Origin of the sequence: Streptomyces sp. NPDC048277 (genome assembly GCF_040652235.1) — a bacterium.
In the GTDB taxonomy this organism is placed as follows: domain Bacteria; phylum Actinomycetota; class Actinomycetes; order Streptomycetales; family Streptomycetaceae; genus Streptomyces.
On record NZ_JBEZLQ010000009.1, the window covers coordinates 80,285 to 93,497 of the forward strand.

Below are 13,213 nucleotides of genomic sequence, written 5' to 3' on the forward strand. Positions count from 1 at the left end.
GATCCATGCGTCGTACACGAGACGTCGTAGACGAGCGTCGTACACGAGAAGGGGAAGTCGTGAGCCAACCGTTTTCCGTCCGCGTCACGGTCCGTGGCTACGAGACCGATGTACAGGGCCATCTGAACCAGGCGGTGTACATCAACTACGCGGAGCACGCCCGCTGGTCACTGCTCCAGGCGGCCGGCATCAGCCAGGCCCGGCTGATCGGCCGGGGCGTGGGCCCGGTGGCGCTGGAGACGACCATCCGGTACAAACGGGAGCTGCTCGCCGGTGACGAGGTCGATGTGACCTGCGCGTTCGACTGGAGCGGCGGCAAGGTGTTCCGGATACTCCAGAAGATGACCAAGGCGGACGGCACGCCGGCCGCCGAGGTCGACGCGGTCGGGGGACTGCTGGACCTGAAGGCCCGGAAGCTGGTCGCCGATCCGCGCGAGATCTTCAAGGAACTCACCACGGACCCGGGCCTGTTCGGGTTCTAGGGGTCCGCGAACACCTCGCGCACACCGTCTACGCGTCGAGCAGTTCGGGATTGTGCTCGGCGTCGTAGGCCGCCCGCGCCTGCGCGATGTACCCGCGGTTGTGTTCGGCCCAGTCCGTCAGCCGCTGCAAGGTCTCGTGCAGCTCGTAGGCCACCGGAGTGAGTTCGTACTCCACCTTCGGGGGCACCGTCGGATGGACGGTGCGGGTCACCAGTCCGTCGCGCTCCAGGTTGCGCAGGGTGAGAGTGAGCATCCGCCGGCTGATGCCCTCGATACCGCGCTCCAGCTCGGTGAAGCGGATGGGGCCGTGCGAGGCGGCGACCAGGATCTGGACGCTCCATTTGCCGGCCACCCTGTCAAGAACCTCCCGGACCGGGCACGAGCCCGCGTTCACCACCTGCGCCGTAACACCGGTGTTCCTCAGGGACATCGACCTGCCTCCTTACGCCGGCCTCCATGGTCACCCACGATGTACTCCGTTACAAGTCGTGCACCAAGGAACCGTAAGAAACCGTCGGTTCCCCTGGAGACTACGGAAAATCGGAGGCCACGCCGCCATGACGGCCCTCACCTCGTCACCGACACGAACGCCGCACCGAACGTACTCCCGCCGGGCCTCTCTGGTCGTGCTGTGCGCGGGAGCCCTCATGACGATCCTGGACGGCACCATCGTGACCGTCGCGATGCCCGCGATGCAAACGGACCTGGGCTTCTCGGGGGCGGGGCTCGCCTGGGTGGTGAACGCGTATCTGATCCCGTTCGGCGGACTGCTCCTGCTGGCCGGCCGACTGGGTGACCTGCTGGGCCGCAAGCGGATGTTCACGGCCGGGATCGCCGTGTTCACCGTGGCCTCCGTGCTGTGCGGACTGGCGACGAGCCGGGGACTGCTCATCGCGGCGCGGGCCGTCCAGGGGGCCGGCGGGGCGATGACTTCGGCGGTGGTGCTCGGCATGCTGGTGGCGCCCACGCGGCGGCAGCCGCATATTCGATACAGCCCGGAACCGCGCGAACAGGCCCGTGCCATCGCGGTGTTCAGCGCGGTCGGGGCGGGCGGGGCCACGCTGGGCACGTTTCTCGGCGGGGCGCTCACCCAGGCGCTGAGCTGGCACTGGATCTTCCTGATCAACCTCCCGATCGGCGTCGTCGCCTGGCTGGCGGCGGTCCGGGTGCTGTCCCCGGAGCGCGGCGCCGGGCTCCGTGACGGCGCCGACTACCCGGGGGCCGCGCTGGTCACCGGCGCGCTGATGCTGACGGTGTACGTCATCGTCGGCGCCGGTGCCCGCGACAGGACCGCGACCCTGCTCCTGGCGGCGCTCGCCCTCGCCCTCTTCGTCGCGTTCGCCGCCCGGCAGACGCGCGCCGACCGCCCGCTGCTGCGGCCGAGGCTGTTCCGCTCCCGGCTGCTGACCGGCGCGAACGCCGTGCAGGTCCTGATGGTGGCGACGATGTACGGCTTCCAGTTCATCGGCGCGCTCTACATCCAACGCGTCCTGCAGTTCGGCGAGTTGGCCACCGGCCTGGCCTTCCTGCCGGCGCCCCTGGCGATCGGGCTCCTGATGACGACCCTGTCCGCGCGCACGGTCGGCCGCTTCGGGGCGTACCCGGTGCTGCTGACCGGCCTCGTCCTGATCGCCGGCGGTATGGCGCTGCTGAGCCGGGCCCCCGCCGACGGCTCCTACCCGACCGACGTCCTGCCGCCCATGCTGCTCCTGGCGGCCGGGTTCGCCGCGGCGATGCCCCCGCTGACCGGTCTGGCCATGTCCGGGGCCCCCGAGGAGGACGCCGGCGTGGCCTCGGGGCTCTTCAACACCACACAGGTGGTGGGCGGTTCACTGGGCCTCGCGGCCCTCTCGACGCTGGCGGCGAGCCACACGGACGCGCTGCTGGCCGGGGGCGCCGAGCTGGTCCCGGCCACCGCCGAGGGCTACCGGCTGGCGTTCCGGGTGGCGACCGGAATCGCGGTCGCGGCCCTGGTCCTGGCAGGGGCGATGCTGCGACCGCGCAACCGATGAGACGCGTGCATCGCGACCGCGCAGCCGATCAGGCCGGTGCCGCGGTCGCGATGCCCGTCCGGTTGCGCCTCAACTCGGCTCGAAGAGGCTCCTGTTGTCCTCGGCCCACGTCCGGAAGGACCGGGCCGGTCGGCCCAGTACCTCGGGTACGTCCTCGGTGACCACCGCGTTGCCTCCGGCACGGACGAACGCCACGCCGGTCAGGACACCGTCCGCGCGGGTCTCGTCCATCCCCCACGCCGTGCGGAGGAAGTCCCGGGTCTCGTCCGGGGACAGGTCCCGGGTCGGCACCGGGCGCCCCAGGACCTCGGCGAGCACGGTGGCCTGGCCGGGGACGCTGATCGCCTCGGGCCCGGTCAGGGTGTACGTCCGCCCCGCGTGCCCGGCGTCGAGCAGGGCCCGTACCGCCACTTCGGCGATGTCACGCGGGTCGATGACACCCGAGGGCCCGTCCCCGGTCATATTGGGCACGGCCTCGCCCGCGTGGAGCGCCGGGAGCCAGGTCAGCGTGTTGGAGGCGAACGACGACGGCCGCAGCACCGTCCAGGCGAGCCCGCTGTCCCGCACGGCCCGCTCGCCGTCCACGTGCCACATCGAGGAGGGGCCGGCGGCCGGTTCGCCGGTGCCGATGGCGGAGAGCTTCACGAGCCGCCCGACGCCCGCTGCTCGGGCCGCGGCGGCCAGCGCCGCGTCCTGGCCCTCGTCGGGGCCGGGCGGACGGAGCAGGAACGCGGCCGTCGCACCGGCCAGCGCGGCGTCCAGGGACGCCGGGTCCGCGAGGTCCCCGCGCACCACCTCCACCCCGGCGGGCACCTGCGCCCTGGCCGGATCCCGGGTGAACGCGCGCACCTTGGCGCCGCGCCCGGCCAGTTGTCGTACGACTTCGCTTCCGATGGTGCCCGTGGCACCCGTCACCAGAATCATGGCGTCCACCGTGGGCCCGCGGGGGCGCTCGGCTCTTGGAAATTCCGGCACGGCCGGCCGGCCCGGACGGGGTGCCGGGCGCTTACGGTGGAAGGGTGCCCATGGCCATCGCCGAGCCGCTGCCGACCGTGCCCGAGGCGCTGCGCCCCTGGATCGCCGGGGTGCGGACCATGTCCTTCGCCGAGCCGCCCGAGGGGACGTTCGTGCACCTGCCGGACGCGGTGACCAAGGTGGTGCTGCGGGTCACGGGGGACGGACGGCGTGATGTGCTGGCCGTCGGGCCGCGGGTGCGGGCGACCTACCACGAGGGCAAGGGCGACATCGCGTGTGTGGAGCTGCGCCTCGCACCGGGAACGGCCCGGCCCCTGCTGGGCGTTCCGGCCGGCGGGCTGGTCGGCCGAGTAGTGCCGCTGGACCGGCTGCCCGGCGGGGTGGCGCGCCGGTTCGCGCGTGCGGTGCGGTGGCTGGACCCCGTGGAAGCGCTGCCGCGCATGGCCGAGGTGCTGCCCGGGCTGCTGTCGGAGCAGGCGGATCCGGCCCGGACGGCGTTGCTGCGGGCGGGCGTCGAGGCGTTGTCGGTGCGGATGGACCGGGCGCCCGCCCAGGTGCGGGACGTGGCCCGGGAACTGGCCGTCAGCGAACGTCAGTTGCGGAACCTGTTCGCCGACGGGGTCGGTGTCTCCCCGAAGCACTACGCCCGTATCGACCGCGTCCGTACGGTCGCCACCCGGGCGGGCAGTGCCGGCTGGTCCGAACTGGCGGCCGCCACCGGCTACTTCGACCAGTCGCACATGACGACGGACTTCCGCACCCTGATGGGTGTTCCGCCGCGCTCGTACGTCACCGGCCGGCTCCCCGCCCTCAGCCCCTGCCAGAGCACAGGTTCACAGTGACTTCCTACCGCCGGCCCACCGCATTCCCAAGTTGCCGCGCCAGTCTCAACATCCTTTGACAGCCCCCTGCTTGGGAGTTCCTGTGCCGATCCCGCACGCAAGAGCCGCCCGCCGGACCCTGCTCGCCGCCGTGGGCGCCGCGCTGCTGACCTCGCGCTGGCCCTCGGCCGAGGCCGACGCGGCGGACGCGACCGGGCTGGCCGACCCGGTCAAGAAGGACATCGCGATGCGGCTGGTGAGCAGCGCGGAGAACTCCTCCCTGGACTGGCAGGCGCAGTACAAGTACATCGAGGACATCGGTGACGGGCGCGGCTACACCGGCGGGGTCATCGGATTCTGCTCCGGTACGGGCGACATGCTGACGCTGGTCGAGCTGTACACGAAGTGGGACGCCGGCAACCCCTTGGCGAGGTATCTGCCCGCGCTGCGGAAGGTCGACGGCACCAACAGCCACAAGGGCCTCGCCCCCGGCTTCCCGGCCGCCTGGCGGAAGGCGGCGAAGACGGCGGACTTCCGCAAGGCGCAGCGTCACGAACGGGACCGCGTCTACTTCGACCCGGCCGTGGCGCGCGCCAAGAAGGACGGTCTCGGCACGCTCGGGCAGTTCATCTACTACGACGCGATGGTCATGCACGGTCCCGGTACGGACGCCGTCAGCTTCGGCGGCATCCGCAGGCGCGCCCGCCGGCACGCGGACACCCCGGCGGACGGCGGCAGGCAGCGGACGTACCTCGGCGCCTTCCTCGACGCCCGGGTGTGGGCGATGAAACAGGAGGCCGCCCACCGGGACGTCAGCCGGGTCGAGACGGCCCAGCGGGTCTTCCTGAAGGCGGGCAACCTCGACCTGGCCACCCCGCTCAAGTGGAAGGTGTACGGGGACAGTTACGAGATCGACTGAGGTGACCGTTCCCGGGCGCGCGCGACCGGCGTGCGCGCCCGGGAGTCGGCCGCCGTGGACCTGCTCGGGTCCACGGCCACCGGCCGGGAGCCGTCCCTCCCGGCCGGAGCTCAAGTGCCGTACGGAGAACGAGGAGTCACTGTGCGGCGATGGCGGCCAGCCGCCGGGCCTCGGCCCGGGTGGAGCGCGCGATCGCGTCCTCGTCGACGTGCAGCAGGCGGCCCGTCTCGACGATCTGACGGCCGTTCACGAAGGACGCGGTGACCGGGGCTGCCGCGCCGAAGACCAGGGCGGTCACCGGGTCGGCGATGGAGGCGTGGGCGAGGGTGTCCAGCCTCCAGAGCACCAGGTCGGCGAGCTTGCCGGGTTCGAGGGAGCCGATCTCGCCCGCGCGGCCCAGGACCTGGGCGCCGCCGTAGGTGCCGAGGCGCAGCGCCTGACGGGCGTTCAGGGCCGCTTCCCGGTGTGCGCCGAGGCGGTTGATCAGCAGCGCGTTGCGCAGCTCGGTGTGGAGTTCGCCGGACTCGTTGGACGCCGTGCCGTCGACACCGAGACCGACCGGGACACCGGCGGCGAGCATGTCGGGGACGCGGGCGATACCGGCCGCGAGCCGGGCGTTGGACGACGGGCAGTGGGCGACACCCGTCCTGGTCCGCCCGAACGCGGCGATGTCCGAGTCGTTCATATGGACGCAGTGGGCCATCCACACGTCCTCGCCGAGCCAGCCGGTGGACTCGAAGTAGTCGGTCGGGCCCATGCCGAACAGGTCGTGGCAGAACTTCTCCTCCTCCACCGTCTCCGAGCCGTGCGTGTGCAGCCGTACGCCGAGGCGGCGGGCCAACTCGGCTCCCTCGCGAAGGAGTTCGGTGGAGACGGAGAACGGCGAGCAGGGGGCCACGGCCACCTGGGTCATCGCGTCGAAGGAGGGGTCGTGGTACTCCTTGACGGTCGCCTCGGTGGCGGTGAGCGCGCCTTCGAGGGTCTCGACGGCGAAGTCCGGGGGCAGGCCGCCGTCCTTCTCGCTGCGGTCCATGGAGCCGCGGGCGAGGGTGAAGCGGACGCCCGTCTCGTGGGCGGCGCGGATGATCGCGCCGGAGAGGTCGCCGGAGTTCCTCGGGTAGACGTAGTGGTGGTCCATGGCGGTGGTCACGCCGCCGCGGGCCATCATCGCGAGCGAGCCCTGGGCGGCCGCGTACACCATGGGCTCGTCGATGCGTGCCCAGGTCGGGTACAGCGCGACCAGCCAGTTGAAGAGGTTGTGGTCGGTGGCCAGGCCCCGGGTGATCCACTGGTAGTAGTGGTGGTGGGTGTTGACCAGGCCGGGGGTCACGAGGTGGCCGGTGGCGTCGATCCGGCGGGCGACGTTCTCCAGACCCTCGGGGGCCTTGCCCGCGCCGAGCGACTCGATGCGGTGGCCGGCGATGACGACGTGCCCGTCGGCGTACTCGGTGTCGTGGGCGTCGACAGTCGCGATCGAACAGTTCTCGATGACGATGCGCTGACCTGCTGCCATGATCTTTCCTTCTTGGTTCTTGGGAGAGGACACGGCAAGGCTCACAGGTTCGTGAGGTCCACCGGGATCTTCGGCTCGCAGCCGTCCCTCAGGACGGTGGCCTCGATGAGGCCGTACGGCCGGTCGGCGGCGATGTACACGGCGCCGTCCTCGGTGGCGTTCTTCAGCCCGAACGGCTCCAGATCCACCAGGAAGTGATGCTTGTTCGGGAGCGAGAAGCGGACCTCGTCGATCTCGCCGCGGTGCTCGATGATGCGCGAGCCCATCTGGTAGAGGGTCTGCTGGAGCGAGAGCGAGTACGTCTCGGCGAAGGCCTGGAGCAGGTGCTTCCTGGTCTGCTCGTAGGACTCGTCCCAGTCGGGCATCCGCTGTTCGTCGTCGGTCCAGTTGAACCGCCAGCGGCCGGAGACCTCGGTGGCCAGGATGCGGTCGTACGCCTCGGGGAGGGTCGTGTACTTGTCCTTGACGTAGCCCCAGAACTCGGAGTCGGTCGAGTTCATGACGGTCAGGTCCTTCAGCCCGGAGACGACCTCCCAGGACGAGCCGTCGTACGTGATCTGGGCGAGCCGGGGCTCCTGGCCCTTGCGGACGAAGGAGTGCTCGCCCTTCCCCTGGTGCTCGATCCGCTCCCAGGCGTACTCCTCGATTCGGATCCGGGCCCGGTGGATCGGCTCCTGCGACGTCACGAAGTGGCGGGCGAGGTGGATGCCGAACTGCTCCGCGGACTCGATCCCGTGCTCCTTGGCGAACGCGTACACCGTGTTCTTGGTGGTGTCGGTCGGCAGGACATGGGCGTTGGAGCCGGAGTAGTGGACCTCGTCCATGTCGCCGGAGAGCGACACGGAGACGTTGAGGTCCTTGATGTGGTGGGTGGCACCGTCCCGCGTGATCTTCACGACCCGGTTCTCGGCCTTGCCGTACTGGTTCTGTCCCAGGATGGGCATCTAGCTAGCTCCCTCGGTAAACGGAGTAGCCGAACGGATTGAGCAGCAGCGGTACGTGGTAGTGCTCGCCCGGCACGACGGCGAACGTGATCGCCACCTCCGGGAAGAACACGGCCGGTCCGCTGTCCCGATTCGCGGGGGCGTCCTGCTGCGCATCGGCTTGCTTCTTCTCGAACTCTTCGAAATACGGCTCCACGGCGAAGTCGAGCCGTACGTGGGTGGTCCCCTCCGGCAGCGCCGGCAGGTCCTTGCACCGGCCGTCCGGGTCGGTCGCGGAGCCGCCGAGCGCCTGCCAGTCCGCGCCCCGGCCGCTGCGGGCCGAGAGCCGGACGGCGACGCCCTCGGCGGGGCGGCCGATGCTGGTGTCCAGGATGTGGGTGGACACGGAGGCGGTGGTGCTGGTGCTCATGGTGTCGGGCGTCCTCTTCAGTCGGCGTCGACCAGCCGGGCCAGCCGGATACGGTTGATCTTGCCCAGCTCGGTGCGGACGATCTCCCGCTCCTGCTCGGGCGCGTTGCCGATCCGCTCCTTGACCACGTCCCGCATCTCCTCGCCGCTGCGGCCGGTGGCGCAGATCAGGAAGACATGGCCGAACCGCTCCTGGTAGGCCAGGTTGAGTTCGAGCATCTCCGCCCTGAGTCCTTCGGCGGCGCCGGCCATGCCGGACTGTTCCCGGGCCGAGGTCGGGTCGCCGGGCCTGGGGCGGCCGATCGGCGGGTGTCCGGCCATGGCCTCCGCCAGGTCCGCCGCGGTCAGTTCGGCCATGGCGGTGTCGCTGGCGGAGCAGAGGGCCTCGGGGGTGGCGTAGGGGCGGGCCGCGAGCAGGTGCCGGGCCCATGCCGTGGAGGCGCACACCTCGTGGAGGACGGCGAGGGCCGCGTGCTCCTCCAGATCGTTGAACCGGGCCAGGCCCGGGGGCGTGGAAGTCGACGTCACGGGGGCCTCCGTGGCCGTAGGCGGCCGCGAACGGCCTGTGTGCTGAACGGGCTGCCGTCAGCTAACGCCCTCCGGAACACCGCGTCAACACTTTGTTGAAAATTCCGGGTAACAACCCCCGGCCGGAGACTCCGCTCAGCTCTCCTTGTCGCGGTTGAGGTAGTTGTAGACGGTGAAGCGGCTCACCCCGAGCGCGCTCGCCACGGTCTCCACGCCGTGCCGTACGGAGAAGGCGCCCCGCGCCTCCAGTACGCGGACGACCTCCTGCTTCGCCTTGCGGTCCAGGTCGGCCAGCGGCTTGCCCTGTTTGCGCTCCATGGCGGCCAGGATGTGGTCGAGGGAGTCCGCGAGCTGCGGCAGCCGTACGGCGACCACGTCCACGCCCTCCCAGGCGAGCACGACGTCGTCGGGGCCGGCCTCGTCGGGCGGGAGTATCTCCCCGCCCATGGCGTCGACCAGCGGCTTCACGGCGGTGATGAAGGGCTCGTCCGCGTGTCCGGTCACTTGTCGTCGCCCTCCCCGACCACGTTGACCTGGAGCGAGATCCGGGTGGCCCCGGCCTCCAGGGTCCGGCGCAGCAGCGCGTCCAGGGCGGCGAGTACGGCGTCGGCGCCGCCCTCCGCCGTGTTCCCGAACGGCCCCACGTCCACCGCGTCCAGCTGCGCCCCCTCGATGACCTCACGGGCGACCAGCGCGTGCGCGGGGGCCTCGTCGAGGTCGAAGGGCTCGGTCGTGAACTCCACTCTCAATCGCACGGGCACAACCTAACGCGCGGCACCGTCGTCCGGGCAGCCCTTCCGGCCTACCCGCCCTTGCGCAGGAAGGCGCGCAGCCGCCGCTCCGGCCAGGTGTTGACCACGTCGTCCTTCGTCAGCCAGCCGCGCTGGGCAGTGCCGATGCCGTAGCGCATGTTGGCCAGGTGCGGGACGGCGTGGGCGTCGCTGTTCACGGCGAACTTCACGCCGTGCCGCCGGGCCCGCAGGATGTCCTCGTCACGCAGGTCGAGCCGGTGCGGGTGGGCGTTGATCTCCAGGGCGGTGCCGGTGCGGGCGCAGGCCTCGAAGACCGCGTCGAGGTCGGCGTCGATGCCGGGCCGCTTGCCGATGAGGCGGGTGGTGGGGTGGCCGATGATGTTCACGTACGGGTTCTCGCAGGCCCGGACGAGGCGCCGGGTCAGCGCCTCGCGGCTCTGCCGGAAGTGCGAGTGCACGGAGGCCACGCACAGGTCGAAGCCCGCGAGGAAGTCGTCGGGCCAGTCCACCTCGCCCTCGGGTCCGATGTTCAGCTCGGTGCCGTGCAGCAGCCGCAGCCCGCCGCGCCGGCCCCGGGTGGGGTAGCTGCCGTCCAGCTCGCGCACCCGGTCCCGCTGGGCCAGCATCCGCTCGTCGGTCATGCGCTGCATGGCCAGGTCGGGCGCGTGGTCGGTGATCGCGTAGTAGGCGTAGCCGCGCGCGGCGGCGGCCTCGGCCATCTCCTCCAGCGGGGCGAGTCCGTCGGTGAGGTCGGTGTGGGTGTGCAGGTCGCCGCGCAGGTCGGCCTCGGTGACAAGCTCGGGCAGCTCGTCCCGCAGCCCGGCCTCGATCTCCCCGCGGTCCTCGCGCAGGGTCGGCGGGATCCACGGCAGGCCGAGGCGGGCGTACACCTCCTCCTCGGTCCCGGAGACGATCTTCTCGCCGCTCTCGACGTCGAAGAGCCCGTACTCGGAGAGCTTGAGCTTCTGGTGCACCGCGATCTCACGGGTGCGGATGTTGTGGGCCTTCGACCCGGTGAAGTACTGGAGGGCGGCGCCCCAGGAGTCCGGGGGTACGACCCGCAGGTCGACGTTGAGGCCCTTGCCGGTACGCACGGAGGTCTTGGTCCCGCCCTGCCCGATGACCTCGGTGACGTACGGCAGTTCGGTGAACGCCTTCATGAGCGGCGCCGACTTCCGCGCCGCCGCGAGGATGTCGATGTCGCCGATGGTCTCCCGCATCCGGCGCAGCGAACCGGCGTACGCGCACCGTTCGCAGCCGCTCACCCCGGAGAGCGCGCCGACGATGTCCTCGGCGAGCTCCATGGCCACGTCGATCTGCACCCGCCCGCCGGCGGACCGGAGCAGTTCGATGCCGTGCAGGATGTTCTCCTCGGTCTTCGGCCCGAAGCCCTTGAGGTCGCGCAGCCGCTCGTCGCGGATGGCGTCGGCGAGTTCCGCCACCGACGAGACGCCCAGCTCCTCGTAGACCGCCATGGCCTTCTTCGGGCCGAGCGTGGGGATGGCGGTGAGCCGCCGGACCCCGTCGGGGATCTTCGCCCGCAGCTCCTCCACGGCGGCCACGCTGCCGCTGTCGAAGAACTCGCGGACCTTCTGGGCGATCGACTTCCCCACGTTCGGGATCTCCTGGAGCCCCTTGAGGTCGAGGGTGGAGACGTCGGCGTGGTGGCCGCCGACCGCGCGTGCGGCCTTCTCGTAGACGCGCGCCTTGAACGCGTCCCCGCCGGTGATCGAGATGAGGTCGGCGTACTCCTGGAGCAGCGCGGCGACCTCGTCGTTGGACCGAGCCATGCCTTCAGGGTAGGGCGCGGGATTTCCTCGGGCGCTCTTGACAGGTCTCGCCGACCACAGGCAGTCTTCCATTAAGCAGAAATCAACTTCCGTAATACGGAAATATCTCTAGCGGAAGGGAGCGCCGGCCCGATGGGATTCGCAGAGCAGCGCTTCAACGTCAACCTGTCGATCCTCTTCACGGAACTCCCGCTCCTGGAGCGTCCCGCGGCCGCCGCGGCGGCCGGATTCGGCGCGGTCGAGCTCTGGTGGCCCTGGGTCGACTCCCCCACCCCCGAGCGGTCCGAGCTCGACGCCCTGAGGCGGGCGATCGAGGACGCCGGGGTCCGGCTTACCGGCCTGAACTTCTACGCCGGGCAGCTGCCCGGCCCCGACCGGGGCGCCCTGTCGGTCCCGGGCGAGGAGTCGGCGAGGTTCCGCGCCAACATCGACGTGGCGGCGGACTTCGCCCACTCGCTCGGCTGCGGGGCCCTCAACGCCCTGTACGGCAACCGGGTCGACGGCGTGGACCCGGCCGAGCAGGACGCGCTGGCCCTGGAGAACCTGGTCCTCGCGGCGCGCGCGGCCGACCGGATCGGTGCGGTCCTGCTGATCGAGGCGCTCAACAAGCCGGAGTCACCGCGGTATCCGCTGGTGTCGGCGCCGGCCGCCGTCGGTGTCGTCGACAGGGTCAACGAGGCGACGGGACTCGGCAACGCGCGCTTCCTCATGGACCTCTACCACCTGTCCATGAACGGCGAGGACCTGCCGTCGGTGATCGAGCGGTACACGCCGAAGACCGGCCATGTGCAGATCGCCGACAACCCGGGCCGCGGCGCACCGGGCACGGGCTCCCTCCCCCTGGAGGAGCTCCTCGACCAGCTGAGGAAGGCGGGTTACGACGGCTGGATCGGCCTGGAGTACAAGCCCGGCGACAGGCGCGGCCCGGAGTCCTTCGAGTGGCTCCCGCGCGCGGCGCGCCGGACTCCCCGGCCGTGAACTCCCCGACGTTGCAGAGCAGTCAGAGAGGCACCCCCGACATGAGCAGTCTTCCCAAGATCGCCTGGATAGGCCTCGGCATCATGGGCTCCCCCATGTCCGAGAACCTCCTCAAGGCGGGTTACGACGTCACCGGGTTCACCCTGGAGCAGGACAAGCTGGACCGGCTGGCCGCGGCCGGCGGCACCGCGGCCCCCTCGATCGCCGAAGCGGTGCGGGACGCCGACGTGGTCATCACGATGGTGCCCGCGTCACCGCAGGTCGAGGCCATCGCGTACGGCCCGGACGGCATCCTGGACAACGCCAGGTCCGGCGCCCTCCTCATCGACATGTCGTCCATCACCCCGGTGACCTCCGTCGACCTGGCCAAGGCGGCCGCGGACCGGGGCATCCGCGTCCTGGACGCGCCCGTGTCCGGCGGTGAGGCCGGGGCCGTCGAGGCCGTGCTGTCCATCATGGTCGGCGGTGAGCAGGCCGACTTCGACACCGCGAAGCCGATCTTCGAGGTGCTCGGCAGGACCATCGTGCTGTGCGGTCCGCACGGCTCCGGCCAGACCGTGAAGGCCGCCAACCAGCTGATCGTCGCCGTGAACATCCAGGCGTGCGCCGAGGCCGTGGTCTTCCTGGAGAAGTCCGGGGTGGACCTGGCGGCCGCGCTGGACGTCCTGGGCGGCGGGCTGGCCGGCTCGACCGTGCTGACGCGGAAGAAGGACAACTTCCTGAACCGCGACTTCAAGCCGGGCTTCCGGATCGACCTGCACCACAAGGACATGGGCATCGTGACCGACGCGGCCCGGGACGTCGGGGCCGCGCTGCCCGTCGGTGCCGTGGTGGCGCAGTTGGTCGCGTCCCTGCGTGCGCAGGGCGACGGCGGCCTGGACCACTCCGCGCTGCTGCGCGCGGTCGAGCGCCTCTCCGGCGCCCGGGTCTGAGCCGCACCGCGAGACTTCCGGGCGGTGCCGCCGCCGACATCTGTCCTGTCGCGCCCAGGCGTCGGCACCGCCCGGAAACCGGCCCAGGAGGAACCTGGCACCCGTCCACGCCGCCGGCCCGGAGTACGGCGGGCGCGTGGCGGAGGCGGTCCGCGCCCC

General features: G+C 71.2%; 15 protein-coding genes. 6 read left to right on the forward strand and 9 right to left on the reverse strand.

From position 1 onward, the window contains the following. Positions 1–59 precede the first annotated feature (59 nt). The gene (locus tag AB0D85_RS20750; RefSeq protein ID WP_362322115.1) at positions 60–482 is read left to right on the forward strand and encodes an acyl-CoA thioesterase; all 423 of its coding nucleotides are present in this window, start codon (positions 60–62) and stop codon (positions 480–482) included. A gap of 28 nt (positions 483–510) precedes the next feature. Here the strand turns inward: AB0D85_RS20750 and AB0D85_RS20755 are convergent, their stop codons facing one another. Further along, positions 511–912, reverse strand: a complete 402-nt coding sequence (locus tag AB0D85_RS20755) for a helix-turn-helix domain-containing protein (protein ID WP_362322117.1) — start codon at positions 910–912, stop codon at positions 511–513. Positions 913–1,039: 127 nt separating this feature from the next. On the opposite strand from AB0D85_RS20755, the gene AB0D85_RS20760 reads away from it, so the two are divergent. Continuing rightward, entirely contained in the window at positions 1,040–2,494 is a 1,455-nt protein-coding gene (locus tag AB0D85_RS20760) for an MFS transporter (RefSeq protein WP_362322119.1), read from the forward strand. Positions 2,495–2,563: 69 nt separating this feature from the next. Here AB0D85_RS20760 and AB0D85_RS20765 read toward each other — a convergent pair whose 3' ends face one another. Continuing rightward, positions 2,564–3,427, reverse strand: coding sequence for an NAD(P)H-binding protein (locus tag AB0D85_RS20765; protein WP_362322121.1), 864 nt, complete (start codon positions 3,425–3,427; stop codon positions 2,564–2,566). A 92-nt stretch (positions 3,428–3,519) separates the two neighbouring features. On the opposite strand from AB0D85_RS20765, the gene AB0D85_RS20770 reads away from it, so the two are divergent. Both AB0D85_RS20770 and AB0D85_RS20775 read left to right on the forward strand, forming a co-directional pair. After that, entirely contained in the window at positions 3,520–4,311 is a 792-nt protein-coding gene (locus tag AB0D85_RS20770; protein ID WP_362322598.1) for a helix-turn-helix domain-containing protein, read from the forward strand. Between the two features lie 82 nt (positions 4,312–4,393). Continuing rightward, the gene (locus tag AB0D85_RS20775; RefSeq protein WP_362322123.1) at positions 4,394–5,209 is read left to right on the forward strand and encodes a chitosanase; all 816 of its coding nucleotides are present in this window, start codon (positions 4,394–4,396) and stop codon (positions 5,207–5,209) included. A gap of 136 nt (positions 5,210–5,345) precedes the next feature. Here the strand turns inward: AB0D85_RS20775 and AB0D85_RS20780 are convergent, their stop codons facing one another. The 7 genes from AB0D85_RS20780 to polX all read right to left on the reverse strand — a co-directional run bounded on the left by AB0D85_RS20780 (position 5,346) and on the right by polX (position 11,144). Further along, positions 5,346–6,722 carry an 8-oxoguanine deaminase gene (locus AB0D85_RS20780; protein ID WP_362322125.1) on the reverse strand — a complete coding sequence of 459 codons (1,377 nt, stop codon included), beginning with the start codon at positions 6,720–6,722 and terminating at the stop codon, positions 5,346–5,348. A gap of 41 nt (positions 6,723–6,763) precedes the next feature. Next, entirely contained in the window at positions 6,764–7,666 is a 903-nt protein-coding gene (gene pucL / locus AB0D85_RS20785; protein WP_362322127.1) for a factor-independent urate hydroxylase, read from the reverse strand. Positions 7,667–7,670: 4 nt separating this feature from the next. After that, on the reverse strand, positions 7,671–8,075 hold the full coding sequence (uraH, locus tag AB0D85_RS20790; protein WP_362322129.1) for a hydroxyisourate hydrolase: 405 nt from the start codon (positions 8,073–8,075) through the stop codon (positions 7,671–7,673). Positions 8,076–8,092: 17 nt separating this feature from the next. After that, positions 8,093–8,602, reverse strand: coding sequence for a 2-oxo-4-hydroxy-4-carboxy-5-ureidoimidazoline decarboxylase (uraD, locus tag AB0D85_RS20795; protein WP_362322131.1), 510 nt, complete (start codon positions 8,600–8,602; stop codon positions 8,093–8,095). 135 nt (positions 8,603–8,737) lie between these two features. Continuing rightward, a complete protein-coding gene (locus tag AB0D85_RS20800) occupies positions 8,738–9,106 on the reverse strand; it encodes a helix-turn-helix domain-containing protein (RefSeq protein ID WP_362322133.1) in 369 nt (122 codons plus the stop codon). Then, complete coding sequence (locus AB0D85_RS20805; RefSeq protein ID WP_362322135.1) at positions 9,103–9,357, reverse strand: hypothetical protein; 255 nt, start codon at positions 9,355–9,357, stop codon at positions 9,103–9,105. The genes AB0D85_RS20800 and AB0D85_RS20805 overlap by 4 nt, the downstream gene beginning before the upstream one ends. A gap of 47 nt (positions 9,358–9,404) precedes the next feature. After that, a complete protein-coding gene (polX, locus tag AB0D85_RS20810) occupies positions 9,405–11,144 on the reverse strand; it encodes a DNA polymerase/3'-5' exonuclease PolX (protein WP_362322137.1) in 1,740 nt (579 codons plus the stop codon). Positions 11,145–11,276: 132 nt separating this feature from the next. Here polX and AB0D85_RS20815 point away from each other — a divergent pair, with 132 nt between their 5' ends. Both AB0D85_RS20815 and AB0D85_RS20820 read left to right on the forward strand, forming a co-directional pair. Next, positions 11,277–12,122: a TIM barrel protein gene (locus tag AB0D85_RS20815; RefSeq protein WP_362322139.1), complete on the forward strand. Its 846-nt coding sequence runs from the start codon at positions 11,277–11,279 to the stop codon at positions 12,120–12,122. Positions 12,123–12,163: 41 nt separating this feature from the next. Then, complete coding sequence (locus tag AB0D85_RS20820; protein WP_362322141.1) at positions 12,164–13,054, forward strand: 2-hydroxy-3-oxopropionate reductase; 891 nt, start codon at positions 12,164–12,166, stop codon at positions 13,052–13,054. Positions 13,055–13,213 lie beyond the last annotated feature (159 nt).

Bases quoted from the DNA above. Each gene is read 5' to 3' on its own strand.
- AB0D85_RS20755 (WP_362322117.1), bottom strand. From the start codon at position 912: ATGTCCCTGAGGAACACCGGTGTTACGGCGCAGGTGGTGAACGCGGGC.
- AB0D85_RS20760 (WP_362322119.1), top strand. From the start codon at position 1,040: ATGACGGCCCTCACCTCGTCACCGACACGAACGCCGCACCGAACGTAC.
- AB0D85_RS20770 (WP_362322598.1), top strand. From the start codon at position 3,520: ATGGCCATCGCCGAGCCGCTGCCGACCGTGCCCGAGGCGCTGCGCCCC.
- AB0D85_RS20780 (WP_362322125.1), bottom strand. From the start codon at position 6,722: ATGGCAGCAGGTCAGCGCATCGTCATCGAGAACTGTTCGATCGCGACT.
- pucL (WP_362322127.1), bottom strand. From the start codon at position 7,666: ATGCCCATCCTGGGACAGAACCAGTACGGCAAGGCCGAGAACCGGGTC.
- uraH (WP_362322129.1), bottom strand. From the start codon at position 8,075: ATGAGCACCAGCACCACCGCCTCCGTGTCCACCCACATCCTGGACACC.
- polX (WP_362322137.1), bottom strand. From the start codon at position 11,144: ATGGCTCGGTCCAACGACGAGGTCGCCGCGCTGCTCCAGGAGTACGCC.
- AB0D85_RS20815 (WP_362322139.1), top strand. From the start codon at position 11,277: ATGGGATTCGCAGAGCAGCGCTTCAACGTCAACCTGTCGATCCTCTTC.
- AB0D85_RS20820 (WP_362322141.1), top strand. From the start codon at position 12,164: ATGAGCAGTCTTCCCAAGATCGCCTGGATAGGCCTCGGCATCATGGGC.